Origin of the sequence: Bradyrhizobium sp. WSM2793, from assembly GCF_000379585.1 — a bacterium.
Classification (GTDB): domain Bacteria; phylum Pseudomonadota; class Alphaproteobacteria; order Rhizobiales; family Xanthobacteraceae; genus Bradyrhizobium.
In genome coordinates this window covers 218,340-236,717 of the sequence record NZ_KB902791.1, presented here as the reverse complement: position 1 = coordinate 236,717, position 18,378 = coordinate 218,340, and the positions used below count along the sequence as shown (strand labels likewise).

Annotated in this window: 18 protein-coding genes; 6 read left to right on the top strand and 12 right to left on the bottom strand. The window is 64.8% G+C overall.

The annotated features are described in order from the left end of the window. Nucleotides 1-53: 53 nt before the first annotated feature. From A3AS_RS0124620 to A3AS_RS0124600, 5 genes are read left to right on the top strand one after another with little or no spacing between them, the layout of a single operon-like run. Entirely contained in the window at nucleotides 54-1,340 is a 1,287-nt protein-coding gene (locus A3AS_RS0124620; RefSeq protein WP_018320222.1) for an ABC transporter substrate-binding protein, read from the top strand. Continuing rightward, entirely contained in the window at nucleotides 1,337-2,260 is a 924-nt protein-coding gene (locus A3AS_RS0124615) for a carbohydrate ABC transporter permease (protein ID WP_018320221.1), read from the top strand. The genes A3AS_RS0124620 and A3AS_RS0124615 overlap by 4 nt, the downstream gene beginning before the upstream one ends. Then, on the top strand, nucleotides 2,253-3,110 hold the full coding sequence (locus A3AS_RS0124610; RefSeq protein WP_026202320.1) for a carbohydrate ABC transporter permease: 858 nt from the start codon (nucleotides 2,253-2,255) through the stop codon (nucleotides 3,108-3,110). Before A3AS_RS0124615 ends, A3AS_RS0124610 begins: the two co-directional genes overlap by 8 nt. A 10-nt stretch (nucleotides 3,111-3,120) precedes the next feature. Continuing rightward, on the top strand, nucleotides 3,121-4,230 hold the full coding sequence (locus A3AS_RS0124605; RefSeq protein ID WP_018320219.1) for an ABC transporter ATP-binding protein: 1,110 nt from the start codon (nucleotides 3,121-3,123) through the stop codon (nucleotides 4,228-4,230). Next, a complete protein-coding gene (locus A3AS_RS0124600; RefSeq protein ID WP_018320218.1) occupies nucleotides 4,227-4,994 on the top strand; it encodes an SDR family NAD(P)-dependent oxidoreductase in 768 nt (255 codons plus the stop codon). Before A3AS_RS0124605 ends, A3AS_RS0124600 begins: the two co-directional genes overlap by 4 nt. Nucleotides 4,995-5,131: 137 nt before the next feature. On the opposite strand, the gene lpxB is transcribed toward A3AS_RS0124600, so the two are convergent. From lpxB to lpxA, 3 genes are read right to left on the bottom strand one after another with little or no spacing between them, the layout of a single operon-like run. Then, nucleotides 5,132-6,310, bottom strand: a complete 1,179-nt coding sequence (lpxB, locus tag A3AS_RS0124595; RefSeq protein ID WP_018320217.1) for a lipid-A-disaccharide synthase — start codon at nucleotides 6,308-6,310, stop codon at nucleotides 5,132-5,134. Then, nucleotides 6,307-7,164 (bottom strand): LpxI family protein, encoded by an 858-nt coding sequence (locus tag A3AS_RS0124590; protein WP_049814974.1) that lies wholly within the window; start codon nucleotides 7,162-7,164, stop codon nucleotides 6,307-6,309. Before A3AS_RS0124590 ends, lpxB begins: the two co-directional genes overlap by 4 nt. Nucleotides 7,165-7,183: 19 nt before the next feature. Then, on the bottom strand, nucleotides 7,184-7,975 hold the full coding sequence (gene lpxA / locus A3AS_RS0124585) for an acyl-ACP--UDP-N-acetylglucosamine O-acyltransferase (protein ID WP_018320215.1): 792 nt from the start codon (nucleotides 7,973-7,975) through the stop codon (nucleotides 7,184-7,186). Between the two features lie 174 nt (nucleotides 7,976-8,149). Between lpxA and A3AS_RS0124580 the strand changes: the two genes are divergently transcribed. Then, nucleotides 8,150-8,473, top strand: a complete 324-nt coding sequence (locus A3AS_RS0124580; RefSeq protein WP_018320214.1) for a KTSC domain-containing protein — start codon at nucleotides 8,150-8,152, stop codon at nucleotides 8,471-8,473. A gap of 30 nt (nucleotides 8,474-8,503) precedes the next feature. Here the strand turns inward: A3AS_RS0124580 and fabZ are convergent, their stop codons facing one another. The 9 genes from fabZ to pyrH form a co-directional block, all read right to left on the bottom strand. Beyond that, entirely contained in the window at nucleotides 8,504-8,965 is a 462-nt protein-coding gene (gene fabZ / locus A3AS_RS0124575; protein WP_018320213.1) for a 3-hydroxyacyl-ACP dehydratase FabZ, read from the bottom strand. Then, nucleotides 8,962-10,029, bottom strand: a complete 1,068-nt coding sequence (lpxD, locus tag A3AS_RS0124570; protein WP_018320212.1) for a UDP-3-O-(3-hydroxymyristoyl)glucosamine N-acyltransferase — start codon at nucleotides 10,027-10,029, stop codon at nucleotides 8,962-8,964. The genes fabZ and lpxD overlap by 4 nt, the downstream gene beginning before the upstream one ends. A gap of 125 nt (nucleotides 10,030-10,154) precedes the next feature. Beyond that, a complete protein-coding gene (bamA, locus tag A3AS_RS0124565) occupies nucleotides 10,155-12,692 on the bottom strand; it encodes an outer membrane protein assembly factor BamA (RefSeq protein WP_018320211.1) in 2,538 nt (845 codons plus the stop codon). Between the two features lie 177 nt (nucleotides 12,693-12,869). Next, the gene (gene rseP / locus A3AS_RS0124560) at nucleotides 12,870-14,021 is read right to left on the bottom strand and encodes an RIP metalloprotease RseP (protein WP_018320210.1); all 1,152 of its coding nucleotides are present in this window, start codon (nucleotides 14,019-14,021) and stop codon (nucleotides 12,870-12,872) included. A 44-nt stretch (nucleotides 14,022-14,065) separates the two neighbouring features. Next, nucleotides 14,066-15,289 (bottom strand): 1-deoxy-D-xylulose-5-phosphate reductoisomerase, encoded by a 1,224-nt coding sequence (gene dxr / locus A3AS_RS0124555; RefSeq protein ID WP_018320209.1) that lies wholly within the window; start codon nucleotides 15,287-15,289, stop codon nucleotides 14,066-14,068. A 4-nt stretch (nucleotides 15,290-15,293) separates the two neighbouring features. After that, nucleotides 15,294-16,136 (bottom strand): phosphatidate cytidylyltransferase, encoded by an 843-nt coding sequence (locus A3AS_RS0124550; RefSeq protein ID WP_018320208.1) that lies wholly within the window; start codon nucleotides 16,134-16,136, stop codon nucleotides 15,294-15,296. Next, nucleotides 16,133-16,891: an isoprenyl transferase gene (locus tag A3AS_RS0124545; RefSeq protein WP_018320207.1), complete on the bottom strand. Its 759-nt coding sequence runs from the start codon at nucleotides 16,889-16,891 to the stop codon at nucleotides 16,133-16,135. Before A3AS_RS0124545 ends, A3AS_RS0124550 begins: the two co-directional genes overlap by 4 nt. A 100-nt stretch (nucleotides 16,892-16,991) precedes the next feature. Further along, a complete protein-coding gene (gene frr, locus A3AS_RS0124540) occupies nucleotides 16,992-17,555 on the bottom strand; it encodes a ribosome recycling factor (RefSeq protein ID WP_026202318.1) in 564 nt (187 codons plus the stop codon). 69 nt (nucleotides 17,556-17,624) lie between these two features. Beyond that, nucleotides 17,625-18,341 carry a UMP kinase gene (gene pyrH / locus A3AS_RS0124535; RefSeq protein WP_026202317.1) on the bottom strand — a complete coding sequence of 239 codons (717 nt, stop codon included), beginning with the start codon at nucleotides 18,339-18,341 and terminating at the stop codon, nucleotides 17,625-17,627. Between the last annotated feature and the right edge of the window lie 37 nt (nucleotides 18,342-18,378).

Here is an 18,378-nt window from a genome sequence, read left to right as displayed (position 1 = left end):
GCCTGAAGCTGCGCGGCTCGCGCGCAAGAGAGTTCACACCGGGAGGAACTGCCATGCCGATCACGACAACAAGGCGCCGTCTGCTCGCTGGATCCGTTGCCACGCTCGCACTGCCGGCATTTGCCCGCGCGCAAAGCGCGGTCAAGCCGCGCCTGACCGCGATCTCGCAATGGTCCGCGGGCAGCGACGGGGCGGCCATCACCGCGCTCGGCAAGAAGTTCGAGGAGAAAGGCGGCGTCTGGCAGCACTCGCCCGTCCCCGGTTTCACCACCGAGATGATGAACAAGCTGCGGGCCCAGATCATGGCCGGCGATCCGCCGGCCTGCTCGCAGCTCAAGGGTCCCGAGATCGCAGCCTGGTCGAAGATTGCCCCGACTGTCGATCTCGACGCCGTGGTCGCGGCCGCCGGCTATGAGAAAGTTGTCGCGCCGGACCTTGCGAAATTGCACAAGCCGGGCGGCAAATGGATCGCACTGCCGTTGCAGATCTACAGCACCAACATGCTGTTCTTGTCCAAGCGCGCGATGGACAAGGCCAAGGCCGACAAGATCCCCGTCACCTGGGCTGACTTCAACGACCTCGCCGAGAAGATGAAAGCGGGCGGCGTCCCCTATCCCGTCGCCAACGGCGGCACCCGCCCCGACGACGGGCAAAAATTCGAGGCCGCCCTGGCCGGCATTAGTCCCCTCGCATACCGCGCCGCCATCATGAATCTCGAGAAGAAGGCCCTGGAGGGGCCCGAGATCAAGGCTGCGTTCGCGCAGGTGCGCAAGATCGCCGACTGGATGGACCCCAATGTCGGCGCCCAGCACTTCTCGACCAATCTCAAGCGCTTTATCGACGGCGACATGGGCATGATGATCATGGGCGGCTGGGCGCAGGGCGTGTTGCGCAATGCCGGCTTCAAGTTTGAGGACTTCATGATCGCGCCAGGTCCGAGCGACAATAGCAAGCCGGTGTTCCTGTTGAACGCCGATGCCTTCATCTTCTGGCAGCGCAAGGAGCCCGACCTGCAGGCCGGCCAGACCCTGATGGCCCAGCTCGTCATGGATCCGGCGATCCAGACCATGTACTCGCAGATCACGGGATCGATCCCCGTGCGCACCGACGTCGATCTGTCCGGCGAAGGCTGGTCGGACGGTCAGCGGCGGACCGCGGCACCCCTGAAGGACGCGATCGCCAGCAACCAGGCGGTCCTGAGCCTTGCGCACAACATGGCGCAGGAAAACGGCATGACCGCCGCGATGATCGACGTGATCACGGAGTACGTGAAGAACAAGACGATCAAGCCCGAGCAGGCGGCCACCCGCCTCGCCGAGGCCGTCGAGGGCGCGCGTTGACCAATGCCGTCTCGATCAGACCGGGCCGGCCGGCGCTTCCTGAATGGGTGCGCCGGCTGCCCGAATATCTGATGATCTGGGTGCCGCTGCTGCTGTCCGCCGCGCACCTCGTCTCGTTCTCGCTGTGGACGATCTGGATCTCGTTCACGCCATCGACGCTGATCCCGGTCTCGGGCTGGGTGGGGCTGCGCAACTACTCGGCGGTCGCGGCGTCGCGGAATTGGCAGATCGCCTTCGACAATCTGCTGCTGTTTGGCAGCGCTTTCGTGCTGCTGAGCTTGGTGACAGGCCTCGCCCTTGCGATCCTGCTGGATCAGCGCATTCGCGGCGAGAACCTGCTGCGATCCATCTTCCTCTATCCCCTTGCGGTGTCGTTCGTGGTCACCGGCACGGTCTGGAGTTGGCTGCTCAATCCTGGCCTTGGAATCCAGAAGCTGGTCCACGACCTCGGCTGGACCTCCTTCAAGTTCGACTGGCTGATCGACCGCGACATGGCGATCTGGACCATTGTGATCGCCGCGATCTGGCAATCCTCGGGCTTCGCCATGGCGCTGTTCCTTGCCGGCCTTCGCTCGGTCGACACCGACATCATCAAGGCCGCGCAGATCGACGGCGCGGGACCGATCCGAATCTACCGGCGCATCATTCTACCGTCGCTTTGGCCGATCACCATCACCGTCGTCGTGATCCAGTTGCAGTTCGCGATTTCGACGTTCGACCTCGTGCGCGCGCTCACCAATGGCGGACCGGGAATCGCGACCCAGCTGCCGGCACTGGTCGTCTACGACCTGATGTTCCAGCGCAGCCTGCTCGGCCGGGGCGCGGCGGCGGCGGTGCTCATGTTGCTCATTCTTCTCGCGGTGCTGCTGCCGTATGCGGCGTGGCGATATGTCCAGCGACGGCGGGCCGCCCATGCGTGAGCGGACCTTCGCACCAAGCCGGATCTTGATCTACCTCATCGTCCTGCTGATCGCTGCAGCATGGCTCGCGCCATTGGCTGTTGTCGTGCTGAACTCGCTCCGCAGCAACGAGGAAATCGCGCAGGGCTCGATGATCGGCTGGCCGCAGCACTGGGCCTGGAGCAACTACCTGGCTGCCTGGAGCGGCTTCTGCGTCGCCGAGACCTGCGCCGGCATCCGGCCGTACATACTGAACTCCGCCCTCGTCACGATTCCTGCGACGATCTTCTCGACCCTGCTCGGTGCCGTCGCCGGCTACGCCGTATCGCTCTGGCGTTTTCGCGGCGACACCTGGATCTACGGCATCGTGACCCTCGGCCTGTTCCTGCCCCAGCAGATGCGCCTGCTTCCCTGGACCATCGTGCTGCGCGACATCGGTCTCATCAACACGCTGGCGGGCCTCGTGCTGATTCACACGATCCAGGGGCTCTCCTTCACCACGCTGTTCTGCCGCAACTATTATGTCGCCATCCCCCATGAATTGATCAGGGCCGCGCGCATCGACGGCGCCGGGTTCTTCCGCATCTTCTGGCGCATCATCCTGCCGCTCTCGCCGCCGATCCTGATCGTCACCGTGATCTGGCAGTTCACGCATATCTGGAACGAGTTCCTCTATGGCGTGACGTTCACGAGCGGCCAGCAGCAGCCCGTCACGGCCGCTCTCATCGCGCTGTCCGCTGCAGTCGCAGACATCCCGCAGCACGGCGTGCAGAGCGCCGCGGTGATCATCGCGGCGCTCCCGACGCTGTTGATCTATCTCCTTGGTGGCAAATACTTTGTCCGCGGCCTGACTGCCGGGGCCGTGAAATGATGGAGTTGTCATGGCAGCACTGAGCATTCGAACCCTGTCGAAGCGCTACGCCAATCTGGAGGTGCTGAAGGGCGTCGATCTCGACATCGAAAGCGGCGAGTTCACGGTGCTGGTTGGACCGTCCGGCTGCGGCAAGTCCACGCTGCTCAACATCGTCGCCGGGCTCGATCATCCGAGCGCAGGGACCGTCGAGATCGGCGGACGCGTGGTCAATGACGTCCCACCCAAGGATCGGGACATCGCGATGGTGTTCCAGTCCTATGCGCTCTACCCGTCGATGACGGTACGCCAGAACATCACCTTCGGCATGGAATGCCGTCACGTACCCAAAGCGGAGCAAGACGCTGCGGTCGCGAATGTCGCGAAACTGCTCCAGATCGAGGCACTGCTCGGCCGCAAGCCATCGCAGCTCTCCGGCGGCCAGCGCCAGCGGGTGGCGATGGGCCGTGCGCTGGTGCGCGATCCCCTGCTCTTCCTGTTCGACGAGCCGCTGTCCAATCTCGACGCAAAACTGCGCGTCGAGATGCGGATGGAGATCAAGCGGCTGCACCAGCGCATCGGCGCGACCATCATCTACGTCACCCACGACCAGATCGAGGCGATGACGATGGCGACCCGGATCGCCGTGATGCATCGCGGCGTGGTGCAGCAGTTTGCCGATCCCGATACCGTGTACCGCTATCCCGCCAATCTGTTCGTCGCACGCTTCATGGGCTCGCCGCCGATGAACACCATGCCGGCGCGGCTCGAGGCTGACGCCGGTGGTCCTGTGGTCGTGATTGGCGCCGGGCGGCCGGACGAAGTTCGCCTTCGTCTGCAGGGATACGATGCCGCGGCACCTTATCTCGGCCGCGAGGTGGTGTTCGGGATCAGGCCGGAATGCATCGCGGAGGGCAACCGCGTGTTCTCCGGCGGTGCACCCATCGTCGTCCACGCGCCGGTGGAGATGGTCGAGCCCACCGGCGCCGAAACCATCGTGCTGCTGAGGCTCGGCGGCGAGTCTGCACTGGCGCGCATCACGCCGGACATCCGCCCCCCGCCGGGGACGGCAGCCCCCTTCGCGCTCGACACGCGCCGCATCTGCCTGTTCGACCCCGAGACGGAGCGACTGATCGCATGACAAAGACGAGCTATGCCGGACTTGCGGACCGCGTCGTACTGATCACCGGCGGCGCCAGCGGCATCGGGGCCGCCTTCGTGCGCGCCTTCGTGGCGCAGGGAGCGCGCGTTGCGTTCCTCGATGTGGATGAAGAAGCCGGCGGGGCTCTGGTCGCGGAGGTGAGCGCTGCGTCCGAAACCGCGCCCTTGTTCTTGCCATGCGACCTCCTGGACATCGAGGCCTTGCGCGCCGCCATGGCACAGGTGCAGCGATCGCTCGGGGATGCCGCAGTGCTCGTCAACAACGCCGCTAATGATCAACGCCAGGTGCTGGCCGAAGTGACGCCGGCAGAGTTCGACTGGATGATCGGCGTCAATCTCAAGCACGTCTTCTTTGCCGCGCAAGCGGTGGTGCCGCAGATGCAGGCGCGCGGCGGCGGGTCGATCATCAACATGTCGTCGATCGCCTGGATGCGCGGGGCGCCGGGGCTGCCGGTCTACGCCGGGGCAAAGGCGGCGATCGTCGGTTTCACCAACTCGCTCGCCCGGCTGGTCGGCCCCGACCGCATCCGCGTCAATGCGATTGCACCGGGCATGGTGATCACCGAGCGCCAGCGCCGGCTGTGGTATCCGGACGAGCAGGTCATCGTCCAGATGCGCTCGCGTCAGGCCGTACCAGACGCAGTGACGCCCGAGGACGTCGCCAATATGGCGCTGTTCCTCGCCTCCGACGAAAGCCAGCGCATCACCAGCCAGTGTTTTCGGGTGGATGCAGGACTTGCGTAGAACTTGATCCGGCCACAATGGCGCAACGTTCACGGTCTCGTAGGGTGGGCAAAGCGAAGCGTGCCCACGAATTCTTCTCATCGCGACGAATCGTGGGCACGGCGCGACGCGCCTTTGCCCACCCTGCGAGACCTCCGTTACCGCCTGCCCTTGCGCATCGTTGCCAGCACGATGTCGGCGGCGAGCACGCTCGGTGACTTGTTGCCGGTCGACATGATCTCATCGAGCTGGGCAAAGGCCTCGACCTGCTGCTTGCGCAGCGGCGAATCCGTCAGCACCTCGGCGAGCGCCGGCGCCAGTTTCTCCGGCGTGCACTCCTCCTGCAGGTACTCCGGAATCACATCCCTGCCGATCACGAGATTGGCGAGGATCACCGAGGAGACGCGGATCGCGCGGCGCAGGATGAAGGCCTCGATTGCACCGACGCGGTAGGCTGTCACCATCGGAATACCCGACAGTGCGAGCTCCAGCGTCACCGTACCGGACTTGGCCAGCGCCGCACGCGCGATCCGGAACACGGCGCGCTTCTCGTTCTCGCCGGTCACAACCCTTGGCTTGACCGGCCAGCTCGCGATGCCCTCGCGGATGGTGGCTTCCAGATGCGGCATCGTCGGCAGTATCAGTTCGAAGGCACGGCCTTCCGCCTGCAAGCGGCCGAGCACCCCGCCAAACACGTCGAGATGGTGCCTGACCTCGCTGCGGCGGCTGCCGGGCAGCACCAGCAGCACCGGCGGCTCACTGTCGCGACGTGCCTGCTCCTCTGCGTTCGGCCGCAGCGAGGGCAATTGCTCGATGAGGGGATGGCCGACATAGCTGCATGGCGGTCCGCCGAGCTTGCGGTATTCCTCGGGCTCGAACGGCAGCAGACCGAGCACATGGTCGACATAACCGAGCATGGTCCGCGCCCGCCCCGGCCGCCACGCCCAGAGCTGGGGCGAGACGTAATCGACAACCGGGATCTCAGGATTCTTCGCGCGCACGCGGCGGGCGACGCGATGGGTGAAGTCGGGACTGTCGATGATGACGAGCGCGTCCGGCGCCGCCTCGGCCACGGCGTCGGCCGTCTCGCGGATCAGCCGCAGAATTTTCGGCAATTGCTGCACCACCGCGGCGAAGCCGACGATCGACAGCTCCTCGATCGGAAACAGCGATTCCAGCCCCTCGCGGGCCATGGTACGTCCGCCGACGCCGACGAACTGCACGCCGTCGCCGAGGCGCTGGCGCAGCACCTTCATCAAGGCACTGCCGAGCCGGTCACCGGATTCCTCCGTGGCGATCAGGAAGATCTTGCGCTTGGGATCGCGCGACTGCATCACGCCGGCAGTCCGATGACGAAGAGATATTTGGCGTCCGCGAGGCCGATCATCGCCTGCGGTTCGGCGGCGATGGTGTTGCCGGCGATGACGGCGAGGCCCGCAAGGCCGGCTGCCGCGACGCCCTCGATGGTGCGCGGGCCGATCGTCGGCAGGTCGAAGCGCAGATCCTGGCCGCTCTTCGGCGCCTTCACCAGAACGCCGCGGCCGGCGGCCGCGCGAATGCGTCCCTCCTCGCGCAGCCGCGCGACGCGCGCGAGCAGCGCGTCGGTGCCCTCGATGTCCTCGACCGCCACCACATGGCCGTCGATCACCACCGCAGCCTGGCCGATGTCGAACGGGCCGAGCGCGGTCAGCACTGCGCGGCCGCGCGCGATGTCGGTCTTGCTGGTATCGCTGGGCCAGGCGCGACTGATGCAGCCTTCGGGCATCAGGAGATCGGGTGCGAGGTCCTTGATGCCGACCATGCGAAAGCCGTCCTGCTCGAGGATGCGGCCGACGCCGGACAGGAGATGATCGTCGCCGCCGCGAAAGGCGCGGATGACATTGCCGAGCAGCCGCATCGTCTTGACGTCGAACCGGATCTCGGAGAGCGAGGGCCGCACCAATGTGCCGATGAAGATCAGGTCGCGGCAGCCCTCCTCGCGGAACAGCCGCATTGCGCGACCGAGCTGGCCGACCGAGATCCAGCGATGGCGGAATTTCTCCACCCGCGCGGGATCGCAGGCCCCGCGCAGCGGAAACAGCACCGGCGTGATGCCGCGGGCGGCAAGCGAGTCGGCAACCGCAAACGGCATCGCGCCTCCGCCGGCGACGATGCCGACCGGCGATGAGATGTCCGACGCCGCCGATGTCATGTCCGCGGCCATCCCGAAATCACTTCGCAATGGCGGGAAGACAGAGCGGGCGCTTGCCCTTGCCGATGAAGTCGAGGATTTCGGCGATCGCCGGATCTTCGCCCGCGAGCGGCCGCGCCGACTCCAGCCGCTCGGCGAAGGTGCCGGGGCCGTGGAAGAGCTTTTGATAGAACCCGCGCACCGTCGCCAGTCGCTGCTTGGTGAACTTGCGCCGCTTCATGCCGATCAGGTTGAGGCCTTCCAGCGCCGCATATTGGCCATTGACCAGCCCAAACGGGATGATGTCATCGCGCACGCCGCACACGCCGCCGACCATGACCTGCGGTCCGATGCGGGTAAACTGGTGCACTGCGGAGAGGCCGCCGATGAAGACGAAATCGCCGATCTCGGCGTGACCGCCGAGCGTCGCCGAGGTCGCGAAGATCACGTCGTTGCCCACATGGCAGTCATGGCCGACGTGGCTGCAATTCATGAAGTAGCCGCGATCGCCGACCGTGGTGATACCACCGCCGGCGACCGTGCCGGCGTTCATCGTCACGGATTCCCGTATGGTGCAGCCCGATCCGATCCGGAGCTTCGTCAGCTCGCCCCGGTAGCTCAGCGACTGCGGTGGCGTGCCCAGGGAGGCAAACGGATAGATGGTGCAATCATCGCCGATGGTCGTCTGCGCGGTGATATGCACATGCCCAATCAGCTTGCAGTTTGCGCCGATCACGACATTTGAGCCGATGATGCAATACGGCCCGATCTCGGTGCCCTCGCCGATCACGGCGCCGTCCTCGACCCGTGCGGTGGGATCAATCTTGCTCATCAAGCAATCTTACTCGTCAAGAAGGTCTGGTTATGCGTTGAAGTCGCTCAGTTTTCCGGTGGTTAGCGCGACTATGCCCGATCTGTCCAGTGACGTATCATCTCTGCCTGTTTCAAGTACCGGATGAGGTGCCTTCCCGGTTCCTCAACAACTTCATGCGGAGCTTCAGCTTTCATGGTCAGGGCCCTGGCACTTCTGCTCGCACAGCTCGCGGCCGCACCGATCGTGTCCGAGACGATCGAGACCGGCGAACGCCACCCTATCGACCTCGCGACATTCGAATGCCGCGACATCAACCGCAGCACGGTGCTTCAGCGCGTCTGCTACGACCGTACGCAGCGCGACCTCGTCGTCGCGACTGGCGGCAGCTATACGCGCTATTGCGGCGTCGCGGCCGAGACAGCCGACCGTCTCCTGGGCGCACCGTCCATGGGCCAGTTCTTCAACCAAAACATTAAGCGCGAGGCACCCGGCGGCCGCTACGATTGCGGCGCGTGAGGAATCCGTCCAGCGCGGCCCGCGTGCCGCTCAGTCCGTCAGCATGGCGCCGACGTCGGCTTCCGCGACCACCTGCCCGTTGACCTTGGCGTCGCCGTGAAACCACCACATGGCCTTGCGGCGGCCGACCGAGCGCATGTGATACTCGATGGTATCGCCGGGCAGCACGGGCTTGCGGAATTTGCACTTGTCGATGGTGAGGAAATAGACCGCCCGCGGCTTTTCGGTCCCTTCGACGGACTTGATGCCGATCACGCCCGCGGTCTGCGCCATCGCCTCGATCATCATGACGCCGGGATAGACCGGGCGCTCCGGGAAATGCCCCTGGAAGGCCGGCTCGTTGAAGGTGACGTTCTTGATGCCGATGCCGCTATAGTCGGCGCGGATGTTGATCACGCGGTCGATCAGCAGCATCGGAAAGCGGTGCGGCAGCGTCTGGAGGATGGCATTGATGTCCACCAGCTCGAACTTAACAGGTGATTCCGCCGTCATTCCCGTCCCTCATCCTTCGGATCAGCCCTGCTGTCGCGTACCAAGCGCTCCACCGCGATGATCTCCTTGAACCATTGTTTGGTCGGCTTGGCGAAAAAGCCACCCCAGCGTCCGCCCGGCGGGATGTCGTCCTTGACGCCGCTCATCGCGGTCACCTGGGCCCCGTCCCCGATCTTGAGGTGGTTGTTGATGCCAACCTTCGCTCCGAGTGCCACGTTGTCGCCAATGGACAGGCTGCCGGCGAGCCCGATCTGGGCAGCCAACAGGCAGTGCCGTCCGATCGTGACATTGTGACCGATCTGGACCTGATTGTCGATTTTCGTCCCCTCGCCGATCACGGTGTCGCGCAAGCTGCCGCGGTCGATCGTGGTCCCGGCGCCGACCTCGACGTCGTTCTGAATCAGCACCCGCCCGGTCTGGGGCACCTTCAGATGGCCCTCGGGGCCGAAGAAAATGAAGCCGTAGCCGTCCTGGCCGATCGAGCAGCCGGGATGGATCAGCACATTGTTGCCGATCAGGGCGCACTGGATCGCGGTGCGCGCGCCGACATTGCAGTCCCGGCCGATCTTGACGCCAGGCCCGATCACGGCCCCGACGCCGACCACCGTGCCGCTGCCGATCTCCACATCCGGGCCGATCACGGCCAGGGGATCGACGATCACGCCGTCCTCGAGCCGGGCCGAGGGATCGATGATCGCCGACGGCGCGATGCCCTCATTGCCGACCCAGGATTGCGGCCTCAGCGCTTCGCCGTGCCATTCCCGCGCGATCCTGACAAAGGCCCGGAACGGCTGCGCCGCCCGCAGCACGGCCACGTGCGCGGGCACCTGGGGCTCGAAGCGCGGGCTCACCAGGCAAGCGCCGGCCTTGGTCGCCTTGAGCTCATCGGCGTATTTGAGGTTGTCGAAGAACGCCAGATGCATCGGGCCCGCTTCGTCAAGCGAAGCTAGGCCCGTGATGATGTGGCCGCCCCTGGCGGGATCGACCAGCTGCGCCTTGGTCAGCGTGGCGATGTCAGCCAGCGTTGAGGCAGGCGGCTTTGTGAAGAAGGTCGGCTGCGCCATTCCACCCCGTCGCGGTCCGGCTTCGGCATGAAGCGGTCGAGCCGCATCATGCTCCATCTCTTGGATCGGCACGATCCCTTTCGGAAACCGGTTCCAGTGATCCGGATCGTGCCGTGCTGATCGAATTAGAACGTGGTGCCGCCGCCGAACCGGAACTCCTGCGTGCGATCGTACTTGCCCTTGCTGAGCGGCACGGCGTAGTCGAAGCGCAGCGGACCGAACGGCGACTGCCAGATCAGGCCGACACCAACCGACGAGCGGACCACCTTGCTGTCGTCATACACGAGGCCGGTACAGGTTCCGGCGCTCGATGGATTGATCGACGACGGGATACAACCAGGTGCATTGACTTCGTTGGTGCCTGAGACGCCGTTAAACGCCCAGCTGGTTGGTCCTTGGTAGTCGTAGAGGCCGCCGGCGTCGGCATAAACCGCACCCTTCAGACCCACTTCCTTCGGCAGGAACCAGAACGGCATCTGCAATTCGAGCGAAGCGCCCCAGTACTTGGTGCCGCCGAGGGCGTCCTGCGTACCGAACGGATTCAAATCGCGCGGGCCGATGCCGTTCGGAGCAAAGCCGCGGACGAGGTTCGAACCCATCTGGAAGTGATCGAGCATGCGCAGATCGCTGCCCATCTTGTTCAGCATGCCGCTCTGCAGGCGGACGAGGCCGACGATGTCCGACACCAGCGGAGTGTAGTACTTCGCATCGATGACCGACTTCATGTAGGAGACGTCGCCGCCGACGCCGGCGAAATCCTGACGGAAGTCGATGAGCAGACCGTCGGTGGGGTTCTTGTTGTTGTCCAGCGTGTTGTAGGTCAGCGTGTAGCCGAGCGCCGAGGTCAAAGTCTTGCCGTTGGCAAGCTCCTTGCGCACCGGCAGCGAGGCTTCACCGTCGCTGTAGCAGCCGAGGCCGTTGGTGGAGACAAGACTGATACCGTTAGCGGCGGCGTAAGCCGGGCTTGGATTAAAGGCCGCTGAGCCGGCAACGTTGTTACAGTTCGCCAGGTAGTTCGGCAGGGTGATTTCCTGCTGGTAGATCGAGTAGCGCAGCTGGAGCGCCAGATCTTCACGCAAGGAGAAGCCGAGGCGCGGCGAGAAGCCGAGCGTCTTGGTGCCGTAGGAGATGTAGCTGTTGGACAGCTGCTGGCGCTGATAGAGGTCGAGGCCGAGCGCGACGCGGTAGTCGAGCAGATACGGCTCGACGAACGACAGCGAGTAGCCGCGTGCGTATTGGCCATAGGTCACCGACGCCTTGGCGAACAGACCGCGGCCAAGCAGGTTGCGTTCGGAGATCGAGACTTCGGCCAGCGCACCGTCGGTGGTGGAGTAACCGCCCGAGATCGAGAAGTCGCCGGTCGATTTCTCTTCCATGTCGACGATCAGGACGACGCGATCGCTCGACGAGCCGGGCTCCGTCGTGATCTTCACGCTCTTGAAATAGTCGAGGTTCTTCAGGCGCCGCTCGGCACGGTCGACCAGGGCGCGGTTGTAGGCGTCGCCCTCGGAGATATCGAACTCGCGGCGGATCACGTAATCGCGGGTACGCGTGTTGCCGCGCAGGTTGATGCGCTCGATATAGGTGCGCGGACCTTCGTCGATGTTGAACACGACGGAAACGGTGTGCGCCTCGAAATTGCGGTCGCCGCCGGGCCGGACCACGGCGAAGGCATAGCCGCGGCGCGAGGCCTCGATCTGCATCTCCTCGACCGACTTCTCGACCGATTCGACGTTGTAGAGCGAGCCGACATTGACGCGCGAATAGGCGCGCATCGACGAGGGATCGAAGTTCGGAATGCTGGAGCGGAAGTCGATCGCGCCGACGCGGTACTGCGATCCTTCCTCGATCTTGAAGGTGACGTTGAAGCCCTTCTTCTCCGGATCGTATTCGGTGAGCGCGGCCACCACCTGGACGTCGGCGAAACCGTTCTTGAGATAGAAGCGGCGGATCAGGTCGCGGTCGGCTTCGACGCGGTCGGGATCATAGATGTCGCCGCTGGCCAGGAAGCTCAGCAGGTTCGATTCGCGGGTCTTGATGACGTCCCTGAGGCGATAGGACGAGAATGCGACATTGCCGATGAACTCGATCGACTTGACGCCGGTCTTGGCGCCCTCCTCGATCGTGAAGATGAGATCGACGCGGTTGTTCGGCTGCTCGATGACCTCGGGCGTGACGCGCACGTCGTAGCGGCCGGACCGGCGGTAGATTTCAGCGATTCGCAGCGTGTCGGACTGCACCATGGCGCGGGAGAAGGTGCCGCGCGCCTTGGACTGGACCTCAGTGGTGAGCTGCTCGTCCTTGATCTTCTTGTTGCCCTCGAAGGCGATGCGGCCGATCACCGGGTTTTCCACCACGGAGACGACGATCTGACCGCCGCCGCCGCGGTTGATTCTCACGTCCTGGAACAGGCCGGTCTCGATCAGGGCCTTGAGGCCGTCGTCGATGGCGCCTTGATCCAGGCGGCCGCCCGGACCCGGCTTGAAATAGGAGCGGATCGTCTCCACCTCGACCCGGCGATTTCCTTCGACGGAAATCGACTGCACGGTCTGAGCGAGCGCAGACGAAGACACAAAAACAGCCCCGACCGGGGCAATCACCGGCGCGCCGAACATGATCAGGGTTGCGAGCAAGCCCCCCCGGAGTCGCAGTCCAAACTTCATCGCGCAACGCGCCCTTATCATTCCGAGCCAGACCCAACCCCAACGCCGGTCTGGAAGATTCCCCAAGTTCAGGCCGCTTGTAGCCAATTTCACCGACGCCGCAAACGGCCGAAAGCGCCGTAATTTCAATTTCATTCCAAGACGTTGCTCATCAGCAACGCCACAAAAAAGCCTCCATCAAGATGCCGCCATCCGCAGGATGTCGTTATAGGTCGCAAACACCATCAACATCAGCACCAAACCGAGCCCGATTCGGAACCCCATCTCCTGAGTCCGCTCGGACAGGGGTCGGCCACGGACGACCTCCGCCGCATAGAACATCAGGTGGCCGCCATCGAGCAGCGGGATCGGGAACAGGTTCAGCAGGCCGATCGACACCGACAGCACCGCGCACAGATTGATCACGAACTGGAACCCGGCGCTGGCCGCCTGCCCCGACATCTTCGCGATGCCCAGGACGCCGCTGACCTCGTTGGGATTGCCATTTCCGACGAACAGAGAGCCCAGGAACTTGAAGGTGCTGGTGATGATGAACCAGACCTGCTCGACCCCGATCTTGAGCGCCTCACCGATGCCCACCGGGGCGGTCGAGGCCTCGCCGGCCTGCGATTTGTGCTCGACGCCGAGCACACCGAGACGGTGGCTGTTGCCGAACGGATCCTTGCGCTCGAGCAGGGCCGGCGTTGCGGTCAGCGAGACGATGGCGCCGTCCCGCTTCACCTGGAAGGCAAGCGCCGAACCCGCATTCATCGCAACGATTCGCTGCATGTCGGCAAAGCTCTCGATCGGCTTGCCGTCGATCTGGACGACGACGTCCCCGATCTTGAAGCCGGCCGCGGCCGCGGCGCCATCGGCGACGACGCCATCGACACGCGCGATCGTGCTCGGCTTGCCGTAATACAGCGCCATGCCCGCGAAGATCAGCGCGCCCAGGATGAAATTGGCGATGGGTCCGGCCGCGACGATGGCCGCGCGCGGGCCGACCTTCTTGTGGTGGAAGCTGCCGGCGCGCTCCTCGGTCGTCATGGCCGCGAGCGTCTGGGCCGAGGGGGTCGAGGCCTCGCTCTCGTCGCCGAAGAACTTGACGTAGCCGCCGAGCGGGATGGCCGAGATCTTCCAGCGGGTGCCGTGGCGGTCATTGAAACCGACCAGCTCAGGTCCGAAGCCGAGCGAGAAGGTCAACACGCGAACGCCCGCCCAGCGCGCGACCAGGAAATGGCCAAGTTCGTGGAAGAACACGACGATCGTCAGGACGAACAGGAAGGGAACCGCGTAGCCGAGGAGCCCATGGCTCAACGCATTGAAACTATGGACAAAAAAGTCGATCATCGAATTCCCTCATCCAGCGCCGCAAGGCCCTGGCCCCGAACCATCTAGGATGCCTTTAAGGCAATTTGAGGCAATAGGGCGGCAGCTCTATTTCGAGCAACATGGTCAACAGAGATTGCATCATCGGCGGACGTCAGGGGCGCCTGGTTCCCGCTGCGGATCCAGTCGTCCAGTGTTGCCTCCACCAGCCGGGCGATCGCGCCGAACCGGATCTTGCCGGCGATGAACGCGGCGACCGCGACCTCATTGGCCGCATTGTAGACGGTGGTCGCCCCCTTCCCGGTCCGGAGCGAGTCGAAAGCCAGCCGTAGCCCGGGGAAGCGCTCGAAATCGGGCGCCTCGAAGGTCAGCTGGCCGATCTTGGCGAGGTCCAGCTTGGCCGCCGGCCCTTTGATCCGGTCGGGCCAGCCCAGGCAGTGCGCGATGGGGGTGCGCATGTCAGGCGCGCCGAGCTGGGCCATCACCGAACGGTCGGAGAACTCGACCATGCCGTGAATGATCGACTGCGGATGCACGAGGACGTCGATCTCGTCGGGCGACAGCGCGAACAGGTACGACGCTTCGATCACCTCGAGCCCCTTGTTCATCATCGACGCCGAATCGATCGTGATCTTCTGGCCCATGCTCCAGTTCGGGTGCTTCAGGGCCTGCTCGAGCGTCGCCTGCTCGATGTCGGCCGGCTTCCAGGTGCGGAACGGGCCGCCCGACGCGGTGATGATGACGCGGACGAGTTCGTCCCGATTACCCGAGGCAAGCGCCTGGAACAGCGCATTGTGCTCGGAATCGGCCGGCAGGATGCAGGCGCCGGCCTTGGCGGCGCGCTGCATGAAGAAATCCCCGGCGCAGACCAAACATTCCTTGTTGGCCAATGCCACATGCGCGCCGCGGTCGACCGCGGCGAGTGCCGGCTTCAATCCGGCAGCGCCGCTCACCGCCGCCATCACCCAATCGGCCGGACGCGCGCCGGCTTCGATCACCGCGCTTTCGCCGGCGCCGCATTCGGTGCTGGTCCCGGCGAGCGCGGCCTTGAGCTCGGCGAGCTTGGAGGCGTCGGCGATCGCGACGTAGCGCGCGGAGAATTCCTTGGCGAGCTTGGCCAGCGCTTCGACATTGCCGTTCGCCGTCAGCGCCTCGACGCGATAGCGCTCGGGCGAGGCGCGCAGCAGATCCATCGTGCTGTCGCCGATCGAGCCGGTGGCGCCGAGAACCGTGACGCTGCGGACGCTGGACGCCGCAGCCTTGTTATTACGCAATGGAACCGCGCTCATATCCTCACCAAACCATAAGACCGCTTCCGGCGCTATGCACACCATGGCGGAGAAAGCCGATAATCCATGCCGCCAGGATGGCGGCGACAAAACCGTCCAGGCGGTCCATAAGCCCGCCATGGCCGGGAATTAAGTGACTGGAATCCTTGACACCGAAGCGCCGCTTTACCGCGGATTCGAACAGATCGCCCAGTGCCGACACCACCGAAAGGATGGCGCTGACGAGCAGCAATGGTCCCATCTTTCCGAACCCGTAAGCCGCAAAGCCCACCGCAACCAGAAGGCTTGCGGCGAAGCCGCCCAGCGCCCCGGACCAGGTCTTTTTCGGGCTCACGCGCGGCCAGAGCTTCGGCCCGCCGATGCTGCGACCGGCAAAATAGCCGCCGATATCGGTCGCCCAAACCACCAGCAGCACGAACATCAGCGCAGAGAAGCCGTTGACGAGATCCTTCCGCACCAGGATCGAGGCCAGCAGCGCTGCCGCTGCATAAGCGAATCCGGTCGCCGCCCAGAGGAACTTGCCGCGCGCGATCAGCGTCACGATCGCGCCGCCGACGAGGCCGACGATGATTGAGGTCTTCAGCCCGCCAAAAGCGACGGCGGCCCCCATCATCGCGATGACGATCGTCCCCGCCCCGGTCAGCGCGGCCGAGCCCGCGCCCACCACCGTCAGCCATTCCGCGAACAGCCCGATCGACACCAGGGTGACGAGCAGCGCCCACAGCCAGCCGCCGGCATAAGCGACCGCGATGGTCAGCGGCGCCAGCACCAGCGCTGCGAGGACCCGCATCACCAGATTGCTCGGGGCAGGCTTGGCGCCCACCGGTGCGGCGTCTTGTTCGCTCACGAGGCGGTTTTCGCGACCAGGCCGCCGAAACGGCGCTCGCGCCTGGCGAATTCGGCGATCGCGCTTTCCAGCGCCGCCTTGTCGAAATCGGGCCAGTGGATCGGCACGAACACGAGCTCGCTATAGGCGGCCTGCCACATGAGGAAGTTGGACAGGCGCTGCTCGCCGCTGGTGCGGATGATGAGATCGGGATCGGGAATGTCGGGCGCATCGAGATGCGCCCCGAGCGTCTCGGCGTCGATCGTGGCAGGATCGCGCTTACCTTCCGCGACCTCGCGCGCCAGCTTCTGCGCCGCCTTCGCGATCTCCTGCCGCGAGCCGTAATTGAAGGCGACGACGAGCGTGAGGCGCGTGTTGTCGCGCGTCAATTCCTCGGCCTCGTTAAGCAGCGCGCAGATGTCGCTCTCGAGCCCATCGCGTTCGCCGATGATGCGGACCTTGACGCCGTCGCGATGCAGGCTCGCCAAGTCGTTGCGGATGAAGCGGCGGAGCAGACCGAAGAGATCGCCGATCTCGCTCGCCGGACGCGACCAGTTCTCCGACGAGAAGGAGAAGATGGTGAGGTAGCGGATGCCGAGCTCGTGCGAGGCACGCACGACGCGACGCAAGGCCTCGACGCCGCGGCGATGCCCTTCCGCACGCGGCAGACCGCGCGCGGCCGCCCAACGCCCGTTGCCATCCATGATGATGGCGACATGCGCGGGCGCCTCGGACCGATCGGGTCCTTCCGTTGCGGGCGCGGCGGCGTTCGACATTGAAGGTGGCCTTAAAGCATGATCCGGAAAAGTGCGAAGCGGTTTTCCGAAAAGATCATGCGCTTACAATAACCTGAAGCGCGATGACATTCATCGCGCTTCAGACGGTGAGGATTTCTTTTTCCTTGGCGGCCAGCAACTGGTCGATTTCGGTGATCGTACCGTCGGTCGCCTTCTGCACCTCGTCGGCGTGGCGCTTCTGGTCATCCTCGGACATTTCGTGGTTCTTCTCGAGCTTCTTGAGGACGTCGAGGCCATCGCGGCGGACGTGGCGCGCGGCGACCTTGGCGGCTTCCGCATATTTATGCGCGACCTTCACCAGTTCCTTGCGCCGTTCCTCGTTCAGCTCGGGGATGCGCAGGCGCAGCACCTGGCCTTCGGTCGCGGGCGACAGGCCGAGGTTGGAATCGACGATCGCCTTCTCCACCGCCTTGACCATCGACTTGTCCCAGACCTGCACCGAAATCAGGCGGGGCTCCGGCACGCTGACGGTGGCGAGCTGATTAAGCGGCATGTGGCTGCCATAGGCGTCGACCTGCACCGGATCGAGCATCGAGGCGGAGGCGCGCCCCGTACGCAGGCCGCCGAGCTCGTGCTTGAGGGACTGGACGGCGCCCTGCATGCGGCGCTTCACTTCGTTGAGGTCGAAAGTACCCGTGGGCATCACGTTTCTCCTTCAAGATCCCGGCGACCGCTCCGCAACCTTCCCTAAAGGCACCCGACGGATGAGCGGTCAGCCGGCGACAATGGTTCCGTGGCCGACGCCACGTAGAATCGCGCCGATCGAACCCGGCTCCGCGATCGAGAATACGATGATAGGCAGAGACGTCTCGCGAGCAAGCGCGAAGGCGGTCGCATCCATCACCTTGTAGCCGCCCTCGATCGCCTGCGAATGGGTCAGCCGGTCAAACCGCGTGGCGGACGGATCCTTCTTCGGATCGGCCGAGTAGACGCCGTCGACATTGGTCGCTTTCAGCACCGCCTGGGCGCCGATTTCGGCGGCGCGCAGCACCGCGGTCGTATCGGTGGTGAAGAACGGATTGCCGGTTCCGCCGCCGAGCAGCACGATCCGGCCCTCGGCGAGATATTTGTGCGCCGCAGTGCGGGTGAACAGCTCGGAAATCTCGGGCATGACGAAGGCCGACAGCGTGCGCGCCGGCGTGCCCTTGCGCTCGATCGCCGCTTCCAGCGCGAGGCAGTTCATCATGGTGGCGAGCATGCCCATGGTATCGCCGGTCGGGCGCGACACACCGCGGGAGGAGACCTCGACGCCGCGCACGATGTTGCCGCCGCCGATCACGACTGCAACCTCGGTGCCGAGCTTGCGGGCCGCGATCAGATCGTCCGCAACCCGGTCGACGGTCGGCTGATCGATGCCAAAGCCTTGCTGTCCCGCGAGATATTCGCCGGACAGCTTGATCACGACGCGACGATAGACCGGATCAGACATGAGCACTTTCCTTGTCCGAGCGCCGCTTCCGGCGGCA